Annotated in this window: 23 protein-coding genes; 2 read left to right on the forward strand and 21 right to left on the reverse strand. The window is 63.0% G+C overall.

Going from position 1 to position 21620, the window contains the following annotated elements; all coding sequences use genetic code 11:
* Positions 1–4 precede the first annotated feature (4 nt).
* From QHC67_RS02505 to QHC67_RS02590, 18 genes are all read right to left on the reverse strand, one after another.
* Positions 5–964 (reverse strand): cell division protein FtsQ/DivIB, encoded by a 960-nt coding sequence (locus QHC67_RS02505; RefSeq protein WP_319290579.1) that lies wholly within the window; start codon positions 962–964, stop codon positions 5–7.
* On the reverse strand, positions 961–1899 hold the full coding sequence (locus QHC67_RS02510) for a D-alanine--D-alanine ligase (RefSeq protein ID WP_319290581.1): 939 nt from the start codon (positions 1897–1899) through the stop codon (positions 961–963). The genes QHC67_RS02505 and QHC67_RS02510 overlap by 4 nt, the downstream gene beginning before the upstream one ends.
* Positions 1896–2798: a UDP-N-acetylmuramate dehydrogenase gene (gene murB, locus QHC67_RS02515; RefSeq protein WP_319290583.1), complete on the reverse strand. Its 903-nt coding sequence runs from the start codon at positions 2796–2798 to the stop codon at positions 1896–1898. Before murB ends, QHC67_RS02510 begins: the two co-directional genes overlap by 4 nt.
* A complete protein-coding gene (locus QHC67_RS02520) occupies positions 2795–2992 on the reverse strand; it encodes a hypothetical protein (RefSeq protein ID WP_319290585.1) in 198 nt (65 codons plus the stop codon). Before QHC67_RS02520 ends, murB begins: the two co-directional genes overlap by 4 nt.
* Positions 2989–4419: a UDP-N-acetylmuramate--L-alanine ligase gene (gene murC / locus QHC67_RS02525; RefSeq protein WP_319290587.1), complete on the reverse strand. Its 1431-nt coding sequence runs from the start codon at positions 4417–4419 to the stop codon at positions 2989–2991. The genes QHC67_RS02520 and murC overlap by 4 nt, the downstream gene beginning before the upstream one ends.
* Positions 4416–5585, reverse strand: a complete 1170-nt coding sequence (murG, locus tag QHC67_RS02530; protein WP_319290589.1) for an undecaprenyldiphospho-muramoylpentapeptide beta-N-acetylglucosaminyltransferase — start codon at positions 5583–5585, stop codon at positions 4416–4418. Before murG ends, murC begins: the two co-directional genes overlap by 4 nt.
* Positions 5582–6799: a putative peptidoglycan glycosyltransferase FtsW gene (locus QHC67_RS02535; RefSeq protein ID WP_319290591.1), complete on the reverse strand. Its 1218-nt coding sequence runs from the start codon at positions 6797–6799 to the stop codon at positions 5582–5584. Before QHC67_RS02535 ends, murG begins: the two co-directional genes overlap by 4 nt.
* A complete protein-coding gene (gene murD / locus QHC67_RS02540; RefSeq protein ID WP_319290593.1) occupies positions 6792–8108 on the reverse strand; it encodes a UDP-N-acetylmuramoyl-L-alanine--D-glutamate ligase in 1317 nt (438 codons plus the stop codon). The genes QHC67_RS02535 and murD overlap by 8 nt, the downstream gene beginning before the upstream one ends.
* A complete protein-coding gene (mraY, locus tag QHC67_RS02545) occupies positions 8105–9175 on the reverse strand; it encodes a phospho-N-acetylmuramoyl-pentapeptide-transferase (protein ID WP_319290595.1) in 1071 nt (356 codons plus the stop codon). Before mraY ends, murD begins: the two co-directional genes overlap by 4 nt.
* Positions 9175–10554, reverse strand: a complete 1380-nt coding sequence (locus QHC67_RS02550) for a UDP-N-acetylmuramoyl-tripeptide--D-alanyl-D-alanine ligase (protein WP_319290597.1) — start codon at positions 10552–10554, stop codon at positions 9175–9177. The genes mraY and QHC67_RS02550 overlap by 1 nt, the downstream gene beginning before the upstream one ends.
* A gap of 4 nt (positions 10555–10558) precedes the next feature.
* Positions 10559–11986 carry a UDP-N-acetylmuramoyl-L-alanyl-D-glutamate--2,6-diaminopimelate ligase gene (locus QHC67_RS02555; protein ID WP_319290600.1) on the reverse strand — a complete coding sequence of 476 codons (1428 nt, stop codon included), beginning with the start codon at positions 11984–11986 and terminating at the stop codon, positions 10559–10561.
* Positions 11986–13692 (reverse strand): penicillin-binding protein 2, encoded by a 1707-nt coding sequence (locus QHC67_RS02560; protein WP_319290602.1) that lies wholly within the window; start codon positions 13690–13692, stop codon positions 11986–11988. The genes QHC67_RS02555 and QHC67_RS02560 overlap by 1 nt, the downstream gene beginning before the upstream one ends.
* The gene (locus QHC67_RS02565) at positions 13692–14330 is read right to left on the reverse strand and encodes a colicin transporter (protein WP_319290604.1); all 639 of its coding nucleotides are present in this window, start codon (positions 14328–14330) and stop codon (positions 13692–13694) included. Before QHC67_RS02565 ends, QHC67_RS02560 begins: the two co-directional genes overlap by 1 nt.
* The gene (gene rsmH, locus QHC67_RS02570) at positions 14327–15289 is read right to left on the reverse strand and encodes a 16S rRNA (cytosine(1402)-N(4))-methyltransferase RsmH (protein ID WP_319290744.1); all 963 of its coding nucleotides are present in this window, start codon (positions 15287–15289) and stop codon (positions 14327–14329) included. The genes QHC67_RS02565 and rsmH overlap by 4 nt, the downstream gene beginning before the upstream one ends.
* Before the next feature lie 2 nt (positions 15290–15291).
* A complete protein-coding gene (locus QHC67_RS02575; RefSeq protein ID WP_319290606.1) occupies positions 15292–15786 on the reverse strand; it encodes a division/cell wall cluster transcriptional repressor MraZ in 495 nt (164 codons plus the stop codon).
* A gap of 239 nt (positions 15787–16025) precedes the next feature.
* Positions 16026–17099, reverse strand: a complete 1074-nt coding sequence (locus tag QHC67_RS02580) for a DUF4350 domain-containing protein (RefSeq protein WP_319290608.1) — start codon at positions 17097–17099, stop codon at positions 16026–16028.
* 19 nt (positions 17100–17118) lie between these two features.
* Entirely contained in the window at positions 17119–17481 is a 363-nt protein-coding gene (locus QHC67_RS02585) for a hypothetical protein (protein ID WP_319290610.1), read from the reverse strand.
* 70 nt (positions 17482–17551) lie between these two features.
* Positions 17552–18544 (reverse strand): cysteine synthase A, encoded by a 993-nt coding sequence (locus tag QHC67_RS02590; RefSeq protein WP_319290612.1) that lies wholly within the window; start codon positions 18542–18544, stop codon positions 17552–17554.
* Between the two features lie 165 nt (positions 18545–18709).
* Between QHC67_RS02590 and QHC67_RS02595 the strand changes: the two genes are divergently transcribed.
* Both QHC67_RS02595 and QHC67_RS02600 read left to right on the forward strand, forming a co-directional pair.
* A complete protein-coding gene (locus tag QHC67_RS02595; RefSeq protein WP_319290614.1) occupies positions 18710–19675 on the forward strand; it encodes a cell wall hydrolase in 966 nt (321 codons plus the stop codon).
* 326 nt (positions 19676–20001) lie between these two features.
* Positions 20002–20130 carry an entericidin A/B family lipoprotein gene (locus QHC67_RS02600; protein WP_319290615.1) on the forward strand — a complete coding sequence of 43 codons (129 nt, stop codon included), beginning with the start codon at positions 20002–20004 and terminating at the stop codon, positions 20128–20130.
* Positions 20131–20176: 46 nt separating this feature from the next.
* Here QHC67_RS02600 and tatC read toward each other — a convergent pair whose 3' ends face one another.
* From tatC to QHC67_RS02615, 3 genes are read right to left on the reverse strand one after another with little or no spacing between them, the layout of a single operon-like run.
* Positions 20177–20971, reverse strand: coding sequence for a twin-arginine translocase subunit TatC (gene tatC, locus QHC67_RS02605; RefSeq protein ID WP_319290618.1), 795 nt, complete (start codon positions 20969–20971; stop codon positions 20177–20179).
* Positions 20968–21342 carry a Sec-independent protein translocase protein TatB gene (gene tatB, locus QHC67_RS02610; protein WP_319290620.1) on the reverse strand — a complete coding sequence of 125 codons (375 nt, stop codon included), beginning with the start codon at positions 21340–21342 and terminating at the stop codon, positions 20968–20970. Before tatB ends, tatC begins: the two co-directional genes overlap by 4 nt.
* 39 nt (positions 21343–21381) lie before the next feature.
* Positions 21382–21618 carry a twin-arginine translocase TatA/TatE family subunit gene (locus QHC67_RS02615; RefSeq protein ID WP_319290622.1) on the reverse strand — a complete coding sequence of 79 codons (237 nt, stop codon included), beginning with the start codon at positions 21616–21618 and terminating at the stop codon, positions 21382–21384.
* Positions 21619–21620 lie beyond the last annotated feature (2 nt).

Consider the following 21620-nt stretch of genomic DNA (forward strand, 5'->3'; position numbering starts at 1 on the left):
GTCTTCAGACTTCCCCGTCGCCATTGGTCGCCGCGATCTTGGCTTCCTTGGGCGCGTCCGACTTCGCATCATCCCCCTTGGGCGTGCGATCCTTCGGCATGCGTAGCACGAATTTGTCGGGATCGCGCATGTCGAAGCGAATAATTCCACGCCCCAGCAACCGGTTGACGCCATCCATCCGAGCAAAGTTCACCAGCGCGGCCGCTGCCTCCGGTTCGCCCTCCGGCAGCGACAAAGTTTCGCCCGACTGGAACCGCAAATCCCAGCGGCGATCTCCGATCCATGTCGCGCCTGCCAGCACCGGCTTCAACGCAGGAGCAGCCTCCAGCAATTGGCTCAGCCGCGCCGTCTGCTTGTTGGCGTTCGGGCCCACGACCAGCGGCAGGTCCGGCATGCTGGACGCCGCGACGGTTTGCAGCACTGCCCCCGTTACGTCGATCAGGCGCAGTTGCCCGGCATGTTGCCACACGGCAACCGGCTGACGCTCCACGATGTCCACAACCAGCGTATCAGGCAGGCGGCGTGACACGCGCGCGTCCTTGACCCAACCCAACGTCATCAGGTCGCCGCGCAACTTGGGAAGATCGACATTGACCATCGAGCGGTCCACTTGCCCAAGCGCGATATTATAGACGGCGAGTTCGTCCATACGCTCGACGCCATGCACTTCGACCTTGGCGACTTCGAACCCTGCCTTGGCGGTGGCATTGGCGAACTCCATCCTGGCCATGGCGGGCAGACCGAAGAACATCGACGTAGCGACAGCGACGCCGCCGACGACCAGCACGATCCCCCATGTCGCCAGACGTTGCAGCGTCTCATTGCTGATCGGCAACGCAGCAACGATCCGATCGAGGCGCGATTGCTTTTTCAGTGCGCGGCCACGCCCGCCACCTCGCGATGCTGTCGTGCTTCGCGGCGAAAGGCGGCTTGTGCCGCCGCGCCTGATCCTTGCATCGCTCATGTCTTGTGCCCCCCGGCCACTGCATCCTCGACGATCCGCTCGACCAGTTCGGCATAGTCGATGCCAAGCTTCGCGGCCTGTTCGGGCACCAGGCTAAGCGGCGTCATGCCCGGCTGGGTGTTGACCTCCAGCAGGAACAGCCCGTCGACGCCCTGCGTGTCGTCCCAACGGAAATCAGACCGCGATGCGCCCTTGCAGCCGAGTAATTGATGCGCGCGTAGGGCAATGGCCTTGCACTGCTCGGTCACGTCGTCGGGAATATCGGCGGGACAGATATGGTCCGTCATGCCATCGGTATATTTGGCATCGAAGTCATAAAAGCCGCTCTTGGGCCGCAGTTCCGTAACCAGCAGGGCTTCATCGCCCAGCACCGCCGTCGTCAGCTCCCGCCCACGAATATAAGGTTCTGCAAGCAAAGCATCGAAGTGCAGCCATGGCCCCTCGACATCGCGCCCGATCGGACTTCCGAAATTGCTCTCATCGGTCACAATGGCGACGCCGACAGACGATCCTTCGTTCACTGGCTTCACCACATAGGGCCGCGGGATCGGATCACCCTCGAACAGGGAAGCGCTTTCCACGACTTGGCCCCCCGGCATCGGGATACCGTGCGGCACCAGCGCCTGCTTGGTAAGCTGCTTGTCGATGGCAATGACCGACGTGGCCAACCCGCTATGCGTGTAGGTCAGCCCCATCAGGTCCATCATGCCCTGCACGGTTCCGTCCTCGCCCGGAACGCCATGAAGCGCATTGAACACGACATCGGGCTTTGCCTCATGCAGGCGTAGCGCCACTTCATGATCCATATCGATACGCGTCACGCGATGGCCGCGCGACTCCAGCGCCCTGGCGATACCCTCCCCCGACGACAGCGATACGGAGCGCTCGGCCGACCAGCCGCCCATCAGGACCGCGACATGCCAGGGGCCCCTCACTTGTCCACCCCGATCCGCTGAATTTCCCACTCAAGCTCCACGCCGCTGTTGGCCTTCACCTTGTCCCGCAAGTCCTCGCCCAAGGCCTCGATATCCGCGCTGGTGGCGCTACCAAGGTTTAGAAGGAAATTACAGTGTTTTTCAGAGACTTGCGCATCACCTCGCCGCAAGCCGCGACAGCCCGCCCGATCGATCAGCGCCCATGCCTTATGGCCATCGGGGTTCTTGAACGTCGATCCGCCGGTGCGACTGCGCAGCGGCTGGCTCGCCTCGCGCTCCGCAGCTATCCGGTCCATTTCCGCTCCAATGGTGGCAGTATCACCTGGCACGCCTTCGAAAAGCGCCTCAACCACAACCGCGCCCTCGGGCAATTCGCTGTGCCGATACGTATAGCCAAGCTTCGCGGCCGGCCACGTCTCCACATCGCCATTCCGGAGGACGAGCGTCACTTCGACAAGAATGTCACTGGTGTCGCGGCCGTACGCCCCGGCGTTCATCCGCACAGCGCCGCCCACCGTGCCCGGAATGCCGCGCATGAATTCCAGCCCTGCAATCCCGGCGTCCCGTGCCGCACTGGCGACCGATATCCCCATCGCAGCACCACCCGCCCGCACGCGATTTCCGGGCTCGATAGCCACCTTCTGCATCGCCTTGGGCAAGCGCACGACGACGCCCGGCACGCCCCCGTCCCGCACTATAAGGTTGGAGCCGACTCCCACTGGCAGAACCGGCAACTCAGGGTCGAGTGACGCCAGAAAACGGGAAAGGTCCGCCACGTCGCGGGGTCGGACCAGATATTCGGCAGGTCCTCCGGTGCGGAACCAGATGAAGTCAGCAAGGCTGCCGCCCGGTTCTATCGTACCGTCGAGGGGAGGAAGCGTCGCCAGCGTAACCGTCATTTCCGCCCGGTCCAAAGGGCGATCCAACGCTCCCAGGCAGCAACATTGGCCTTGGTCGCTTCGGTCACGGCCTCCTGCATGGCGACGGAGGCATTGGCCCCTTTCAACGTCTTGTGCGCCGCCTCCAGACTCTTCTCATGCGCTTCGATCACGCGCTTCTGCATGTCGATGCACAGGTCCACGAATTCGATCATGACGCCGTCTCCGAAAGAGCAGCCGTGATAGATGTCGCGAGGCCGGCCGCCCACTTCGTTATATCACCGGCGCCCAGACATATCACCATGTCATCGGGCTGGAGATCGGCTGCGAGCGCAGTCGCAAGCGCTTCCGGCCCGTCGATCACGGAGGCGGCCCGGTGACCACGACGCTTCAAGCCTGCAACCAGCGCGGCGCTGTCAGTCCCTTCGAGGGGTTGCTCACCGGCGGGATAGACGGGCGCGGCATAGACAACATCAGCATCGTTGAACGCCTGCTGGAAATCGTCCATCAGGTCGCGCAGCCGCGTGAAGCGGTGCGGCTGGACAACGGCAATGACACGCCCGCGCGCGCCCTCCCGTGCCGCGGCGAGGACGGCGCGGATCTCGACCGGATGATGGCCATAATCATCAATCACCGTCGCAGTGCCGCCCCCAAGCGCGATTTCACCCACCTTGGTAAAACGCCGCTTCACGCCACCGAATTTGGAAAAGCCGGTTTGGATGGTCGCATCGTCAATGCCCATTTGCAGCGCGACGCCGATGGCGGCCATGGCGTTCAACACATTGTGGCGGCCAGGCATCGGCATTTCGATGCCTTCGATACGCCGGGTGCTGCCGTCGCGCTCACGCACCTGCACGTCGAAGCGGTTGCCGCCGGGGAAAGACACGACATTCTCGCCGCGAATGTCAGCCTGTGCGCTGAACCCGTAGGTCACGACGCGCCGGTCCTGCACACGCGGCAGGATCGCCTGCACCTCCGGATGGTCGAGGCAGACAATGGCCGCCCCGTAGAAAGGCACATTCTCGATGAAGTCGACGAACGCATCCTTCACCGCGTCGAAGCCGCCATAATGATCCAGATGCTCGGGATCGATATTGGTGACGACCGCAATGGTGCCATCCAGCCGCAGGAAGCTGCCGTCGCTCTCATCCGCCTCGACCACCATCCAGTCCGAAGCGCCCAGCCGCGCATTCGACCCATAGCTATTGATGATGCCGCCGTTGATGACCGTGGGGTCCACCCCGCCCGCGTCCAGCAGCGCCGCGACCATCGATGTCGTCGTGGTCTTGCCATGCGTCCCCGCCACCGCGACGGTGGACTTGAGGCGCATCAGTTCCGCCAGCATTTCCGCGCGACGCACCACCGGGATGCGGTTCTCCAGCGCCAGTTCGACTTCCGGATTGCCGCGCTTGATCGCCGTGGACGTGACGACGACGGCGGCATCACCCAGATTTTCGGCCTTGTGCCCGATAGCGACCGGAATGCCCTTCTTGCGCAGACCCTCGATCACATAGCCTTCGGCAACATCGCTGCCCTGCACTTTATAGCCAAGATTGTGCATCACTTCGGCAATGCCCGACATGCCGATGCCGCCAATGCCGATGAAATGAATGGTGCCGATGTCGATCGCAACACCCCTCATGCCGGAACGCCATGCAAGGTGAGGCTGGCGGGCGGCGGCGGTGTTGTCCGCAGGGGATCGTTCATGATCGGGGCTTGTCCAATACTCTCAAGAAGGTCGGCCATGTCGCGCGCCGCATAAGGACGCCCGCAGGAGCGCGCGCGCTTTGCCGCATTGGCCAGCGCGCCGGGTTCCATCGCCATCTTCTGCATCTGCTTGGCGAGTTCGACAGGCGTGAATCGCGATTGCTGGATCGATCGCGCGCCGCCGCTGTCCACCATTTCCCGCACATTGGCGGTCTGGTGATCATCCATTGCCGTAGGCAGCGGCACGAGAATAGCGGGACGCCCTGCCGCCGTCAGCTCGGCGATGGTGGAAGCGCCGGCGCGCGCAATCACCAGATGCGCCCAGCTCAGCTTCTCCGCCATATCCTCGATATAGGTCGAGAGGTCCGCCGGAATTTCCATGTCGGCATAGGTCTGCCGGACTTTCTCGATGTCCTCAGCCCGGCACTGCTGCGTAACCTGCAGGCGGCGGCGCAGACCCACCGGCAGCAGCGCGAGACCATTAGGCACCACGCTGGAAAGCACGGTCGCGCCCTGACTGCCGCCAGTCACGAGCAGGCGGAACACGCTTTCGTCCGTGAAAGCGGGAAACTCGTCCTCGCGCAAAGCCATCACTTCGGACCGCACTGGATTGCCGATGAGGTGTACCTTGTCGGTATGCTTGTCGGCCAGACGCTCGACGATCGGATACGCCGTCGCGATCGCATCCACCTTACGCGCGAGCAGGCGATTTACGCGACCCAGCACGGCATTCTGCTCATGCAAGGCAGTCGGAATGCCCATCTTGAAGGCGGCCAGCACAGCGGGCAGCGCCGGATATCCGCCGAAGCCCACTACCGCGGTCGGCTGAAACGTCTCGTACAATCGCACTGCCATGGCCCGACCTGCAAGGATCGCCTTCAACCCGCGCAGCCAGCCAACCGGCCCTCCCTGCATGCGGCCGGCTGGAAGGACATGCACCTGCATATCCTCGAAGATGCCGGGAATTTTCGCACCACGCTCGTCCGTCACCAGCGCGACATGATGGCCGCGCGCAGTCAGCTCCTTCGCCACCGCATAGGCAGGGATCATATGTCCCCCGGTCCCGCCAGCCGCGAGAACGAAGTGACGGGAAATACTCATCGACCGCTCCATTTCACCACATAGGGGCTGCGGTCCATGAACGGGTTGCGACGTGTGAACGCCAGCAACAGGCCGACCCCGATGCAAAGCGCAAGCATAGAGGAGCCGCCATAGCTGATAAAGGGGAGCGTCATGCCCTTCGACGGAAATATATGGGCATTGACGCCCATGTTGATGATCGCCTGCAGTCCGAGTTCCGTCGTGAGGCCCGCAGCGGCGAGGATGACGAAGCTGTCTTCCTCGTCCAACAGCCGCAGCAGCACGCGCACGATGATGGCCAGATAGACGATGGCGATGCCGATGCACGCCAGCAGCCCGAACTCCTCGCCGATCACCGAGAAGATGTAATCAGTATGCGCCTCAGGCAGATGAAACTTTTCCTGCCCGCCGCCCGGACCGACGCCCGTAAATCCGCCATTGGTGATCGTCTTGTGCGCCAGATCCGCCTGATCGGGGCCAGTATCGGTGGCGATGCCCAGCCCGAGAAAGTCGTTGATGCGGTTCCGGCCGTTCTCATAAAACATGTAGGTCAGCACGAAGAGACCCATCGCCGCGGCCGCCAAAGCGCCAATCGCCTTCATCGACACGCCCGAAAGCAGCAACAGCGCGCCCCAGACCGCGCAGAAGATCACGGTTTGGCCAAAATCCGGCTGCCGCATCAGCAACAGCGCGACGAATGCAGTAAGCAGCCCACTTATATATATGACCGGCAAGCTCGCATCCTTGCCACGCAGCGACAGCAGCCACGCCAATGTCACGACGAAAGCGGGCTTGAGAAACTCGGAAGGCTGGAAGCGCATGCCCGGCAGGTCGATCCAGCGCTTGGCCCCGTTGATGGTATTGCCAAGGATCGGCACCAGCAACAGCATGACCAGGAACACGGCCGTCAACACCACCGCAAGCCGCCGGGCCTGCGTACGGGGAAGCATGGAGATGACCAGCATCACCGGAAGCCCGATGCCCACCCAGATCAACTGTCGGTAGAAGTAGATCAGCGGGTTCACCGCCACCTGACTGGTCGAACGGTCGATAGCCGCAACCGGCGACGCGGCGGCAACCGCTACAAGCCCGATCGCGATCAGCACCGCGATCAACGACAGGAGCACGCGGTCAATTTCCCAGAACCATATGGCCAGCGCCGTGCGTTCGCGGGGCACCGTCTTGCCACGGAGCCCGTTCACCAGCCTGCCCGGCTTGAAGCTGCCGCTAGCCATGATCGGGTTCCTCCAGCGCTTTCACGGCGGCTACGAACGCATCGCCGCGGGCTTCGAAATCGCGAAACTGATCGAACGATGCGCACGCGGGCGAGAGCAGCACCACATCCCCCGGCTGAGCAACCCGCGCGGCGCGGCGCACGGCCGTCAGCAGCATCTCGCTGTCATCCACTTCCATGTGCGGGCGCAGGATGTCAGCGAACATATGGCCAGACTCGCCGATGGTGTACGCGTGGGAGACGTTGCCATAATAGGGCACGCACTCGTCGAGATTGTCCGTCTTGGCGATCCCGCCGACTATCCAGTGAATGCGCGGCTTTCCCTCGACAGGCGGATAGGCTGCGAGAGCCGGTGCAGTAGATGCAGCATTGGTCGCCTTGCTGTCATTGACGTAGAGGACGCCATTCACTTCCCCCACGCGTTGCATGCGGTGCGGCAGGCTTGAGAAGGTGGCAAGGGCAGCCTTGGTCACAGCTTCCGAAATGCCAAGGGCACCGGCCACCGCGATCGCCACGGCGGCATTCTGCGCATTGTGCGGCCCTTGCAGCGACGGCCAAAGCGCCTGCGCGATTCCGTCCACATCCTGCGCCGAAACCGAGTGCAGCTTTGCGGAGACCTGCGTGGCGATGCTCCGGCTGGGCTCATCGTCTATGGCGATGACGGCGCCATGTTCCGCGCCCTGCATGGCGAACAGCCGCGCCTTGGACGCGACATAACCCTCGAACCCATCGTACCGATCGAGATGGTCCGGCGTGATATTGAGCAGCACCGCCACATCGCAGTCGAGGCTGTAGGTCAGATCGATCTGGTAGCTGGACAGTTCGAGGACGTAGACGCCGCCCTCCGGCAGGGGCGCTTCGCCCAGCACGGGCAAGCCGATATTGCCACCCATCGACGCAGCTATGCCAGCGCTTCGGATGATGTGGTGGATCAGCGCCGTAGTCGTGGACTTCCCGTTGGTACCGGTGATGCCGACGACCCGGTGCGGCGGAAGGGACGCCCGCGCCAGTGCGAACAACTCGATGTCGCCGATGATCGGAACACCCGCATCGCGCGCTTTTTCCGCTATCGGATGGCGGTTCAGCGGTACGCCCGGTGAAACGACGATGCCATCGAAGCCATTGAGGTCGATGGTGAGCGGGTCAGCGATCTCCGCCTTTTCCGCGACCAGCGCCTGCGCTTCCTCCCGCGTGTCCCAGGCGACGACCCGCGCACCACTCGCCACCAGCGTTGCGACAGTCGCGAGACCGCTGCGCGCAAGGCCCAGCACGGCATAGGTTTTCCCGGCGAAGGCGGGGCTGACGATCATCGCAGCTTCAACGTGGCTAGACCCGCGAGCGCCAGCACGAAAGCGATGATCCAGAACCGGATCACGACCGTCGCCTCAGCCCAGCCAAGCTGTTCGAAATGATGGTGTATCGGCGCCATCTTGAATACGCGCCGCCCGGTGCGCTTGTAGAAGAACACCTGGATGATGACCGACATCGCCTCGACCACGAACAGCCCGCCGATGATGCCGAGGACGATCTCATGGTGCGCGCTGACGGCAATGACGCCGATGGTGCCGCCCAAAGCCAGACTGCCGGTGTCGCCCATGAACACCGCGGCAGGCGGCGCATTGAACCAAAGGAAAGCAAGGCCCGCCCCTATGATCGCGCCGCACAGGATGGTGAGGTCGCCTGCCCCCGGCACATGCGGGATCCCGAGATACTCGGCAAAATCGGCGCGGCCGACCAGGTAAACGATCAGCATGAAGGCAAGGCTCGCAATGATGACCGGCATCGTGGCCAGCCCATCGAGCCCATCCGTCAAATTTACCGCATTGCCGAACGAGACGATCACGAACGCCGCAAACACGAAGTAGAATGGCCCAAGGTCGATGGCCGGGCCATTCCAGAACGGCACATAAAGCGCCGTGCCATTATGCCCCACGATCAACCACGCAGCCACGCCCGCAATCAGGAACTCACAGAGCAGGCGGAATTTTCCGGACAAGCCCTTGTGGCTGGCCTTCGTAACCTTGTCATAATCGTCGAGGAACCCGATCGCGCCAAAGCCGAGCGTCACGAAGATGCACGCCCAGACGTAAACGGACGACAGGTTCATCCACAACAGCACGGACGCGATCATTGACGTCAGGATCATCAGCCCGCCCATGGTCGGCGTGCCCCGCTTCGACAAATGGCTCTGAGGCCCGTCTTCGCGAATAGGTTGCCCCTTGCCCTGACGAACGCGTAGCCAGCCGATGAAACGCGGCCCGATGATCAGGCCGATCACCAATGCGGTCGCGATCGCCGCGCCCGTGCGGAAGCTCAGATACCGGATGAGGTTGAACACCCCCTGGAATTCCAGCGTCTGCGCCAGCCAGTACAACATTATTCTTTATCTCCATCGGCCAGCGCCGCGACCACGCGCGAAAGGCCGACACTATTCGATCCCTTTACCAATATCGCGTCGCCCGGCTGTACCTTGGACAGGATCAGCGCCTTGGCCGCATTGGCGTCGGGCACATGCGCGAAAGGCACCTGCCCTGCAAGCCGCTCGGCCAGCGGAGTCATGTCTTCGCCGACAAGGATCGCATAATCCACACCGCTCGCCGCAATGGGCTCGGCAAGCGCAGCGTGCAGTTCGGCGCTGCGGCTGCCCAGTTCCTTCATCGCCCCCAGAACCGCGACCCGACGCGCAGCCTTCTCGGTCCCCAACTGGCGCAGGGTTGCGCCCATGGAAAGTGGATTGGCGTTATAGCTCTCGTCGATCAGCAGCGCTTCGCGGCCCTGAACATGGAGCGTCGTCCGCGCACCCCGCCCCGCCAGTCCCGGCAGTTCGGCCAGCGCCAGACCCGCCGCCGCCAAATCGCCGCCCACGGCGTCGACTGCGCCCAGCACGGCCAGCGCATTCGTCACCCAATGCTCGCCCGGAGCCCCGATGGTGAAGCAGATGTCAGCCTTCGGCAGCTTCGCCGTGACCAACGTGCCGCCTTGCGCCGCCGACACGGCCTCCACCGCACGAATGTCCGCGCCCCTGCCAAGCCCGAAGCTCAATATGTTCGACGCATAGCGCTCGGCATGGTTGCGTAACCGCAGATATTGAGGGCTGTCGAAGGGAATGATCGCCGTGCCGCCCGGCTCCAGCCCTTCGAATATCTCCGCCTTGGCGTCCGCAATCGCATCTTCCGAAGCGAAGAACTCAATATGCGCAGGCGCAATGGCCGTCACGATTGCGACATTGGGGCGCACAAGCTGCGTCAGCGCGGACAGTTCTCCGCTATGATTCATCCCCATTTCGAAAATGCCGAAGGCGCTCTCCGCGGGCATGCGCGACAGGCTCAATGGCACGCCGACATGATTGTTGTAGCTCTTGACCGACCGATGGACCCGCCCCGGCCGCGCCCGATCAAGCGCCTGAAACAGCGCTTCTTTCGTGCCCGTCTTGCCGACCGATCCGGTAACGCCGATGATCGCAGCCTTGGTCCGAACGCGCGCCGCCCGGCCAAGCGCCTGCAGCGCTGCAAAGCTGTCGCCCGTCCAGATGTGCGGGGCGGCGACCGGTTCACTGACCAGCACGCCAGCCGCTCCGGCAGCCAGCGCCGTATCAATGTAGCGATGCCCGTCAGTCTCTTCGCCCTTCAGCGCGACGAACAAGTCGCCGGGACCGACTTCGCGGCTGTCGAAAGCGACGCCCGAAACGGCAAAAGCGGCGGACGCCGTTCCGCCCACCGCTGCCGCGATTTCCTCCGAGGTCCAGAGCGGCCTCACGGCATCACTCCGCACATTCCCGCGCGACCGTTACATCGTCGAACGGCAGCACTCGGTCGCCGATGATCTGGCCCTGTTCATGCCCCTTGCCTGCGAGCAGCACGATGTCATCCGCGCCAGCCTGTGCGATGGCTGCCGAGATAGCCGGGCGACGCCCGCCGATTTCGATAGCCCCCGGAGCGCCGGCCATGATCGCCGCACGAATGGCCAAAGGCTCCTCGGAGCGCGGATTGTCGTCGGTGACGATCACCACGTCCGCCAGTTCCGTCGCCACTGCACCCATCTGCGGGCGCTTGCCGACATCGCGGTCGCCGCCTGCACCGAACGCCACGATCAGTTTGCCGCGCGTGTGGGGACGCAGCGCCTCTATGGCGGCGCGCAGGCCATCGGGTGTGTGGGCATAGTCCACATAGACAGGAGCACCCGCGCGACTGATGACGGCTCGCTCCAATCGCCCGCGCACCGGCTGCACCCGTCCCAGGAATTCCAATACTTTCGTGGCGTCGCCACCCGTCACGATCACCAACCCGGCAGACACAAGCGCGTTCGCCGCCTGATAGGCACCGATCAGCGGCAGGTTCACCTTGTGCGTCTTGCCCCCTGCTTCGATCAGCATCGTTTGACCCAGATGCGTCGGCGTCCGCTCGACAAGCTTCAGATCCTTGCCCTCGGTGCCCACCGAAAAGACCCGCAGCCCTCTTGCCTCCGTGCGCGCGACGACCTCGCCCGATTTGGGGTCATCCGCCCAGATCACGGCCGACCCACCCGGAGCAACCACTTCGTCGAACAGCCGCATCTTCGCGTCGAAGTAGCTGTCCATGTCGCCATGGTAATCCAGATGATCGCGGCTGAGGTTCGTGAACGCCCCCGCCTTCACCGGCAGACCCTCGGTGCGAAACTGGTCCAGCCCATGGCTCGAAGCTTCGAACGCGGCATGCGTGATGCCTTCGCGGCGGAGGCCCGACATGTTGGAAAGGAACGTCACGATGTCCGGGGTCGTCAAACCCGTAGAAACCTGATCGATTGCCGTCGTCACCCCCAGTGTGCCGATGGAGGCCGACTTCTCCCCCATCAGCCGCCATAGCTGCCGGGTCAGTTCGACCGTCGACGTCTTCCCATTGGTTCCCGTGACCGCAACCGTGGTTTCAGGGAACGGCGCAAAGAATTTAGCCGCCAGCGACGCGAACAGGCGACGCGGTTCCGCATCGGCAAGATGCACTGCGCCCGTCACTGCCGCAGAAGGACGCGCCACCACCGCAATGGCCCCGGCCGCGACAGCATCGGCAATGAAATCCTCGCCATTGAACCGTGCGCCCGGAAAGGCACCGAAGACCGTGCCCAGCGCAACCTTGCGATGGTCGATGGCGAAGCCCGTCACCTGCACTGCCGAAGCCGAGCTATCCGCTCCTTCGATCAAGGCGTCCAGCCGCATTATTCCTCGCCCTTTGCTTTCCACAGGAGCGGCATCAACTCGGAAATGTCCACGTCGCGCCGCTCGTCCGGGAATATCCCGAGCATCGGTCCTACACGTTCCACCACACGCTTAACAACCGGCGCGGCTGTCCAGGCGGCAGTGCGCAGTCCAAAAGTCTCGGGACTACCTTTGGGCTCGTCCATCATCGTCAGCACGACATATTTCGGATCGTCCATCGGAAAGGCCGAGGCAAAAGTCGTCACGAGCGAGTGATGGGCATAGCCGCCCTCGAACGGCTTTTCGGCCGAGCCCGTCTTTCCGCCGATGCGAAACCCCTTGGCGTCCGCGCTGCGGCCCGTACCCGCCGCAACGATCATCCGGAGCAACTGACGCATCCGCGCGCTCGTCGCGGCCGTGAACACGCGGCGGCCGTGCGGCACTTCGCCTGGCGACAGACGACGCATCGTGGCAGGCCGCCAGATGCCGCCATTGACCAGCGCGGCATAGGCACTGGCCAAATGGAGTGGCGTCACCGCGATGCCGTGCCCATAGGAGACGGTCATCGTCGTCAACCTGCCCCAGTTGGAGGGCCACAAGGTGCCGGCGCGCTCCTTCAATTCGATGCTCGAGCGCCGGTCGAATTCCAGGGAACGGAACATGGCCTGCATTGGAGCGGCCCCCATCTCGTCGGCAATTCGCGCAGTCGCGATGTTCGAACTGTGCACCAATGTCTCGGGCACGTTGATCCAGCGGCCAAGCGGATGATCGTCCTTGATGCGGAACCCCGCCACGGCCAGCGGCGCGGTGGCGTCATATTTCTTCGACATCGACGTGACGGTGCCATGATCCATTGCCGCCGCGACAGAGAGCGGCTTGAACGTGGAACCGAGTTCGTAGCGGGACTGCACCATGTCATTGCATCGCGCGGAGTCATTGCAGCTCTTGGCCGTGTCCGCGATCAGCTTGTTGGGATCGAAGACGGGGAGCGACGCCAAGGCGATCACTTCGCCGGTGTTGGCATCGAGTATCACGCCACCCGCACCGCGCGCACGCTGCGCCACCATCTGCGTATAAAGCTCGCTTTCCAGTGCAGCCTGGACGCGCGTGTCGATCGAAATGGCGAAGGATTTGCCCTTGGCACCCAGCGCCATCAACTGATCGTTGAACGCCAACTCCACGCCCATGCCGCCCGCGCCGTCGGTCGGCGGAAAGCCCAGCACGTGCGCGGCAAGCGTGCGCTGCGGATAGACGCGCTCTTTCTCCCGGGGAAACTCGATGCCGACTTCGCCCAGTGCATTCACAGCCGCGACCTGCTCAGGGAGGGCACGCTTGCGCAGATATGCCCAGCCCCTGCCGGTCAGCTTCTTGTAGAAGACTGCCGCGCTCTCGTCGGGAAATATCTCATTGAGCTTGCGTGCCAGCTCGGCCGGATCGCCGATCAGCCGGTCCGGCCGCACCGAAATCGAATAGCCGTCCATCGTGCGGGCCAGCGGTACGCCGTTGCGATCGACGATATCGGCGCGCGGCAGTATCCCGGCGACTGAAACCTCCCGGTTGCTCATGCCGTACGATATGCCCATCCACGTGAGCCGGACCATGATCAAGCCCGTGATCGCTATGAACAGGATGAGCAGCAACACCAGACGCTGGTGGGCCAACCCCGTCAGGTTCATTCGGTCCGGGCCTGTCCTTGGCCGGTCTGGCCGAACGACCAGCGTCGCCATCAACGCGCCCCCTTGCGTTTTTCACCGGCAGCGCGGGCGCTCAGGTCGCCCAGAGTGCGATCGTCCAGCAACTTGGAATCGAGCATCGCCATGCGCTCGGCGTTGCGCGCCACCGGGGTGGGACGGCTGCGCTCCGCTTGCGGGGACGACTTCGCCTTCGCAGGTTGAGACAGCTTTTCCACCTTGTCCGCTGCCTGAGCAGTACGAATGAGGGCGATATCGCTGCGGATCTGCGTCTTGGCCGGGCTCGCCTGCGCCACCTGCACCGGCGCCGGAACGTCGGAGGGCGCCTGCACCATCGCGGCCATCACCGGCGGCGCGACATATTCCGGCCCGTTCTGCTGCACCCCGTCCAGGCTGGCCAGCGCGCGCTCGCCGCTCAGATATTGCGCCACGGTCGGCGTGGAATAGCGGAAATCCTCAGCGTTCCAACGCTCAAGCTGCCGAAGACTGGCGCGCGCGCTGAACTCCGTCTCCAGATAGCGGATATCCGCGCGCGTCTGGGCGATCTGCATCCTGACCTTGTTGAGGTCATTCCGCTCGGTCGCCGCCCGCAGCGACACGAGATAGGCCGACAGCGCGCCCAATGTGACAAGCAGCACCCAGAACAGACTTTGCAGACGCTTCACGGCTATCATGACCGGACCCCCTTTGGGACGGATGAAAAGGCAGGTGCCGCTGTGCGCACGGCGCTGCGCAAGGTGGCGGAACGTGCACGCGGATTAGTAGCAAGTTCGGCAGGCCCGGCGCGTACAGCCTTTGCAGGTTTGGAGAATGTCGGCGCGTCGGCTTTGGCCTGAATCGGGAGATGCCGTGAACCGGCGCCTTCGCTTCCGCTACGCCGGCGCAGGAATTGCTTCACGATCCGATCCTCAAGGCTGTGGAAGGTCACGACGGCCAGACGACCGCCCGGCTCCAGCACTGCCTCGGCCGCCTCGAGCCCGCGCTCCAGCTCTTCCAGTTCCTGGTTCAGGTGAATGCGGATTGCCTGGAACACCCGTGTCGCGGGGTCCTTCTTGTCATGCGGCTTGTGCCCAAGCGCGCGCCGTACGACCGTCGCAAGCTCTCCCGTGCGCGCCAAAGGCCGCGCCTCGACGATGAAGCGGGCGATGCGCCGCGACTTGGGCTCTTCCCCATAGCGATAGATGACGTCCGCGATCGCTTCTTCGGGCGCGGTGTTCAGGAAATCGGCGGCGCTGGTCCCCGCCTTGCTCATCCGCATGTCGAGCGGCCCATCGGCCTGAAAGGAAAAGCCGCGATCCGCACGGTCCAGCTGCATGGAGGACACGCCGATATCCAGCGTCACGCCTGCCACATGGTCGACGCCAGCCTCGCCGAGCAGCGACTGCATCCGCGAAAACTTACCCTCGATCAGCGTGATGCCTGATGCCTGCGCAACCCCCTGCCCTTCGCGAATGGCATCCGGATCGCGGTCGAAGGCGACGACGCGCGCGCCCTTGGCCGCCATGGCGCGGCTGTAGCCGCCTGCGCCGAACGTGCCGTCGACATGCGTTTCGCCAGGGGAAATGGCGAGCGCGTCGAGCACTTCATCGAGCAGAACGGGAATATGTGGCGCATCGGCCATGGATTGGAGCATCGTCATTTGGCCGACGCCTCCCGCTCGGCCAGGAAACGGCGGCATTTTGCCTTGAGCAGCTCATGACCTGACGGGCTCGCCTCATAGGAAGCCGGGTCCCACATCTGAATGTAGCGGCTGACTCCGACGAAGAAGATAGCGCTGGTGATGCCGCTGACTTCCTTCAGGTCGTCGGGCAGGAAGAAGCGGCCGCCATCGTCGAAGTTCACTTCGTCCATCAACGGGAACAGCTTCTCGCGCTCGCCATCCTCGTCATAGTCTTCGCCGCGGTTCATCGCGGCGACGGCGCGGGCCGTGATGGCGTCTTCCTGCTGCTGACGAAAGATCGTGCCAAATCCGGTGGCGCAGGGGTGCTTGCCATGGAAGGATGTGACGAGGCGATTTTCGTTGTCGCTGCCAAGCTTTACCTGCTTGCGCATGTCGAGGGGGATGACGAACCGACCTTTGCCGTCTGCAAGACTGAAGGCGTTACCCGAGAAGAGTATGCTGCTCGCCACGAGAAAAACGCCTTACCCCTTTCTGAGGGGTACAGCTCTCCCGTTGCGGAAAACGCGTGCACCACGCCCTCCGCTCCACCGGAATCACAAAGCTGGATCAGCCCCTATGCGGACCTGATTACCAATTCACGGGTCGGGAATAAAGGGGAAAAGATGGGAAAAGATGGGAATGGGAGGTATTTGGTGTTTCTGCGTGGGTGAAGCCCCAATATCATAGCTAACTGTTCTATGCTTGTTCTTCATCGTAATTGCCTGCGCGGATCTCGTCGTGCTGTCAAAGCCCGCAACAGAACTGCGCCCGCCGCGGACCAGAGAAACGCGACGAGCAACGCCCATCGCAAACCCGCCTTGAGGTCCTGCGCGCTTCGCACCCACACAGGTGCGGTCCGCCAGCTGGTCACGGACGCCAATGGTTGATGCAGCCACTGGATCACGACAGCCATGTTGTCGGATGTCCTTCTGCCATCCTCGCTCAGCCATAACCGCTCATCCAACAGATCGGCGTCCGCCACCAAACGCACCTGTCCCCGATCGATTCGGCACGCGACGGTAAGGCCGTCCTTCACCCGGTCGCACCGCGCAAAGCGGCTCGGCTTCACCGTGAACTGTGAAGCGCCTTGCACGACAAGCAAGCGGGCACCCCCGAGGAATCGGCGCTGCAGGGATGACGACTCCGCAGCTTCCAGTCTCAGCCCCCAATGCGTCAACAGAGGGTCGAGCAAACTCGTCGCAGGTGGGCGGCGTCGATCGCCGACCGGAAGATCGGAAGGCCAGATCAGAAGAGGATCGGCAAGAACCACAGCCCTGCCGCCGCGGCGCACCCATTCGTCAAGAGCCACCAGTTCTTCGGGAGCCAGCAAGCGCGGCTGGGCAAGAAGCAGAATGCTATGTTGAGCAAGCGTCGCGGCAGAAAGGACATCGAGGCGATCCACCGCGAACCCGCGCTCCAATTCGGCCAGCGTATGATTTCGCCGCCAATACAGATCGAGTCCCGTGTTAAGCGCGAGCGTCTCGCGAGGCGGAACCTTCGCCGTTTCTCGCAAAGGCAGGAAAGCCGAGGGCGAAACTTGTGAAGCAACGCTGCAGAGAACCGCAACACTCAGCCAGGCACCTGAGAAGGCCCAGGCCGCACCTGCTATGGCCATCCACTTCCCGCTCCGGATAAGCTCGACGACAGCCAATGTTCCCGCCGCGCCTAGCAGGAAAGGCCACCAGGAACCGATGACGACCTGCCCCACGTCCAGCATCGGCCCCCATGCAAGTCCAGCAACGAGAGCACCGGCAATCGCTGTAAAATGCAGAGCGGCACCCACCGCCGTTCGGAAGAACCGTTTATTGCGGATCGCGATCCATCGGCTTGTTAAGCCCGGGGTCTGGCTGAAGATCGGGCACCACCTGATCGGCCGACGGCGTAACACCCAGTTCCGCCAGGGGTTCACGCGGACCCGATGCCGCATTGCCTTCGCCCTGCGGGATTGTCGAGACGACTGGCGGCGGCAGGCTCCGCGCATCCAGCCGCGCCTTGTCGATGACGATATTGGCAAGGCCGACCAGCAGGATCACACCGGCAATACCCGTCAGCCCGATCTGCACGCGATGCAGGCCATCCTGCCGCCGCTGCTCTACCTTTTGCGCTAACGACTCAGCGCTGGCGATCCGCGCACCGGGCGTCGGCTGCTGCTGCTGGCTTGTCATCGGCGGCTGGTCCTGCGCAGGGATGAGACAATTGCCATAAGCGGCGAAGCGGTCCTTATCTGCCTGATGTTCAATCCTGCGCTAGCCAGGGGAACACCGTCAAGTCCTTCGATTCCAGCCACTGGCGATTATACAGCGTTGAAAGATACCGGAAGCCGGTATCGCACAAGATCGTCGCGATGCGATGTCCCGGCCCAAGCTGCCGCGCCAGCGCCACGGCGCCAGCGACGTTGATGCCGGAGGAGAGCCCTAGGCAGAGCCCTTCCTCGGTGAGCAGGCGGCGGACCCATTCCAGCCCTTCGGCATCGGAAATGCGGAACTGCGCATCGATCGGCGCGCCTTCCAGATTGGCGGTGATCCGGCCCTGCCCAATCCCTTCCGCCACAGAAGTGCCTTCCGCCTTCAGTTCGCCATGCGCATAATAATTGAACAGCGCGGCGCCATGCGGATCGCTCAGCGCGACGACGATCTTCTCGTCCTTCGCCTTCAGGCCCATGCCCACACCCGCAATCGTGCCGCCCGTACCCGCAGCGCAGGTGAACCCGTCGATGCGGCCCTTCATCTGGCTCCAAAGCTCTTCGGCAGTGCCGACGATGTGCGCCTTGCGATTCGCGATATTGTCGAACTGATTCGCCCAGATCGCGCCAGGCGTCTCCTCCGCGAGGCGGCGGGAGGTGTGCACGAAATGTCCGGGGTTCGAGTAAGCCGCGGCAGGCACCGTCACCAGCTCCGCGCCCAGCGCACGCAGCGTATCCATCTTCTCGCGGCTCTGGGTTTCGGGCATGACGATGATCGTCTTGTACCCCTTGGCATTCGCGACGAGCGCAAGCCCGATTCCGGTGTTGCCCGCCGTACCTTCAACGATGGTGCCGCCCGGTTCCAGCAGCCCCTTCTCCTCCGCATCCTGCACGATGAACAGGGCGGCGCGATCCTTGACCGATGCCCCCGGATTGGCAAATTCGCATTTGCCGTAGATGTCGCAACCCGTCTCTTCCGACGGCCCGGTGAGGCGCACCAGCGGCGTGTTGCCGATCAGCGCCAGCGTATTCTCATAAACATGCATCGCCCTCCGATAGCGGAGCCGCGCACGATATGCCAGAGAGCCACGCTTTGCGGCCATCAAACATAGGTTGTGCAGCGGTTAAGGGCTGTGATCTGCGATGTCCCATCTAGGAACAGCGTTCTTTAGGGGGCAGAAAAGTAATACAGGCCGCGCTATGCAGCGCGCATGCGCGGACACTCGGCACTCCTGGAACGCCCTACCGGCTATGGCTTGCGGGAAAAGCTCTGCTGGCTGGGCCTGATTGCACTGGCCCTGCTGGCGCGGCAAGTCATGCCGGCAGCGACCTTGGGCGCGCTGGATCTGGTGAGCGGCCCGCCTTCTCCCGGCAGCGATCACGATAGGGCGCGGGAGAATTTTCCCGGCTCGGCCTTCTTCTATGTCGAGGGCGCGTTCGATCCTGCGCCGGATGTCGCCTTCGCCAACGACACACATGTGCTCGCCCTGAGCAGCAGCCCGGCCGCGCTTGCCCTGCCTTTTCGCGCGCGCTCGGCGCTTGACCAATACCGGGCCACCAATTGCCTGACCTCGGCGATCTATTATGAGGCGGGCAACGAGCCCGAAGATGGCCAGCGTGCCGTCGCACAAGTCGTGCTCAATCGCATGCGCCATCCCGCCTGGCCTCACAGCGTGTGCGCGGTCGTGTATCAGGGTTCCGAACGGGCTGATACAAGATGCCAGTTCACCTTCAGCTGTGATGGGGCAATGGCCCGAGTTCCCGCCAGCGCAAGCTGGGCGCGCGCGCGGCGTGTCGCTACAGAAGCACTTGCCGGTTCCGTATTCGCGCCAGTGGGTCTCGCCACCCATTATCATACCCTGGCCGTACATCCGCATTGGGCGGGCAGCCTGACGCCGGTGGCGGTCGTCGGCGCGCACATCTTCTATCGTCTGCGAGGCGACGCCGGTTCGCCCCGCGCGTTTTCGGCGACCTATACGGGATTGGAACTTCAGACGGGACCTTCGCCGCGAACGGCGACGCCGGACAAAGGAATTCTCCCGCCTATCGCGCCAATCATCACCTTTTCCTCTACCACCTCTCCTGTGAGCAGTCCGAGCCCGGTAGCGCCTGAGGATAGCCTCCCACGCTCCACGATCCGCCCGGAATTCCGCAGCAGCGGACGCCCCCTGATCTAAAAAATTCAGAAACTTCCGTTATAAATCAGACATCTAACCTCATACCCGGATAAAACTCAAAATAATCTGCGGGGTCTGGAACTCCCCACAATTTTGCGGGTTATTACCTCCGGATAGCAAAACTTTTGCCCCCCCGCTCTTGCTATCCATACACATGGGCCCGGACGCAACTCTCCCCCCGATTGCGTACCGGGCCCAAATTATTTCGGGTCCGCATCGGTATTCCTGGGCGTGGTAGGAACGCTTTCCCAACAAAAGGGTTTTCACCTTGCTGCCTTGGGGCACATGGCGCGCGACGCGTCCGTCATATCTAGAGGAGATGTCCTATGTCGAAGAAGATCATTGCAGCGATGCTGCTCTCCAGCGCACTGGTTCTGAGCGCATGCAACACCGTCGAAGGTGCAGGCCGCGACGTACAGAGCGCTGGACAGGCCGTGGAAAACGCCGCCGACTAATTGGCGGTATCGGGCGGGCACCGATTGCGTGTGCCCGCCTGTCCCATCACGCCGGACCGGCCCCGGCCTTCCGTTCTTCCCGCGCCAGTTGCTTTGCCTGGCGACGATCGGTGAACCAGATCGCGATGATCGTGATTTCGTAGAGCAGGATCAACGGCACAGCGAGCATGAGCTGGGATACTACGTCCGGCGGGGTCAGGACCGCGGCTGCGATGAACGCAGCGACAATCATATATCGCCGTAGGCCGATAAGTTGCGCCCGACTGACGAACCCGGCGCGGTTCAGCAGCATCAGCAGCACCGGCATCAGGAAGCTGATTCCGAATGCCAGAATGAACTGCATCACAAGCGACAGATAGGCGTCGGCGCTCGGCAGCGCCTCGACATTCAGACCCCCGGCATTACCCTGAAACGTCAGGAAGAAGTGGAATGCCGTCGGCATCACCACATAATAAGCAAGCGCCGCGCCCATCGTGAACAGCACGGGCGTTGCTATGATGAAGGGCAGCAGCGCCTTCTTTTCCTTAGCATACAGGCCCGGAGCAACGAACGCCCACAACTGGTTGGCGATGACGGGGAAGGACAGGCAGAACGCGCCGAAGATGGCGATCTTCACCTGAACGAAAAAGGCTTCATACAGCTTGGTGTAGACCAGTTGCCCCTTGCCATCGCCGAAGGCTTCGCGCAGCGGCTGGATCAGGAACGCGAACAGCTTGTCGGAGAAGTAGAAGCAGACGGCCCCGCAGATGATCAGGGCATAAACGCATTTCAGCAACCGCCCCCGCAACTCGATCAGATGGTCCAGCAAGGGCGCCTTGCTGTCGTCGATATCGTCGATCATGCCGCTTCGTCGTTCTTCGGCGACCCGGGATAGGCCGAAGTCGGCAGCGGCGTCATCGGCGTATCGGCAAGATCAAGCTGAGGCTGCGCGCTTGCGGCTCCAGCGGCGCTTTCGCTATCGTCCGAAGCGGTCTCCGGCGGATGTTCCGCCATGATCCGCTTGTTCTGCTCCGCCCACTTCTTCTCGAGTTCCTGCAGTTCGACTTCGCGCACCATGGCGTCGATCCCGGTGCGGAAATGGCGCGCCATGCCACGGGCCTTGCCGACGACCTGCCCGACCTTGTAGAGCGCGCGCGGCAAATCCTTCGGGCCGATCACCACGATCGCCACGATCACGATCAGCAGCAGTTCAGTCGATCCGATATCGAACATTGCTATACCCGCGTTCCGCCTGTGAAGTCGCGGTCGCGATCAGACCTGCTTGTGCTCTTCGGTCTTGGTCACGCTCGGCTCGGGCGCACGCTGGCCTTCGATCTTGGCGGCAGGACGCGCGGTCGGCAGATCGTCCGAATCGTCCTCCATGCCTTTCTTGAAGCTTTTGATGCCCTTAGCCACGTCACCCATCAGCCCGGAGATGCGTCCGCTGCCAAACAGCAGCATGACGACCAGCAGGACGATGACCCAATGCATCAACGAAAAGGAACCCATCG

It is taken from the genome of Sphingobium sp. (genome assembly GCF_033795625.1).
In the GTDB taxonomy this organism is placed as follows: Bacteria; Pseudomonadota; Alphaproteobacteria; order Sphingomonadales; family Sphingomonadaceae; genus Sphingobium.

Coding starts and splice junctions, on each gene's coding strand:
- QHC67_RS02505 (WP_319290579.1), bottom strand. CDS start 964: ATGAGCGATGCAAGGATCAGGCGCGGCGGCACAAGCCGCCTTTCGCCG.
- murB (WP_319290583.1), bottom strand. CDS start 2,798: ATGACGGTTACGCTGGCGACGCTTCCTCCCCTCGACGGTACGATAGAA.
- QHC67_RS02520 (WP_319290585.1), bottom strand. CDS start 2,992: ATGATCGAATTCGTGGACCTGTGCATCGACATGCAGAAGCGCGTGATC.
- murC (WP_319290587.1), bottom strand. CDS start 4,419: ATGAGGGGTGTTGCGATCGACATCGGCACCATTCATTTCATCGGCATT.
- murG (WP_319290589.1), bottom strand. CDS start 5,585: ATGAGTATTTCCCGTCACTTCGTTCTCGCGGCTGGCGGGACCGGGGGA.
- QHC67_RS02535 (WP_319290591.1), bottom strand. CDS start 6,799: ATGGCTAGCGGCAGCTTCAAGCCGGGCAGGCTGGTGAACGGGCTCCGT.
- murD (WP_319290593.1), bottom strand. CDS start 8,108: ATGATCGTCAGCCCCGCCTTCGCCGGGAAAACCTATGCCGTGCTGGGC.
- mraY (WP_319290595.1), bottom strand. CDS start 9,175: ATGTTGTACTGGCTGGCGCAGACGCTGGAATTCCAGGGGGTGTTCAAC.
- QHC67_RS02555 (WP_319290600.1), bottom strand. CDS start 11,986: ATGCGGCTGGACGCCTTGATCGAAGGAGCGGATAGCTCGGCTTCGGCA.
- QHC67_RS02560 (WP_319290602.1), bottom strand. CDS start 13,692: ATGGCGACGCTGGTCGTTCGGCCAGACCGGCCAAGGACAGGCCCGGAC.
- QHC67_RS02565 (WP_319290604.1), bottom strand. CDS start 14,330: ATGATAGCCGTGAAGCGTCTGCAAAGTCTGTTCTGGGTGCTGCTTGTC.
- rsmH (WP_319290744.1), bottom strand. CDS start 15,289: ATGCTCCAATCCATGGCCGATGCGCCACATATTCCCGTTCTGCTCGAT.
- QHC67_RS02585 (WP_319290610.1), bottom strand. CDS start 17,481: ATGACAAGCCAGCAGCAGCAGCCGACGCCCGGTGCGCGGATCGCCAGC.
- QHC67_RS02590 (WP_319290612.1), bottom strand. CDS start 18,544: ATGCATGTTTATGAGAATACGCTGGCGCTGATCGGCAACACGCCGCTG.
- QHC67_RS02595 (WP_319290614.1), top strand. CDS start 18,710: ATGCGCGGACACTCGGCACTCCTGGAACGCCCTACCGGCTATGGCTTG.
- QHC67_RS02600 (WP_319290615.1), top strand. CDS start 20,002: ATGTCGAAGAAGATCATTGCAGCGATGCTGCTCTCCAGCGCACTGGTT.
- tatC (WP_319290618.1), bottom strand. CDS start 20,971: ATGATCGACGATATCGACGACAGCAAGGCGCCCTTGCTGGACCATCTG.
- tatB (WP_319290620.1), bottom strand. CDS start 21,342: ATGTTCGATATCGGATCGACTGAACTGCTGCTGATCGTGATCGTGGCG.
- QHC67_RS02615 (WP_319290622.1), bottom strand. CDS start 21,618: ATGGGTTCCTTTTCGTTGATGCATTGGGTCATCGTCCTGCTGGTCGTC.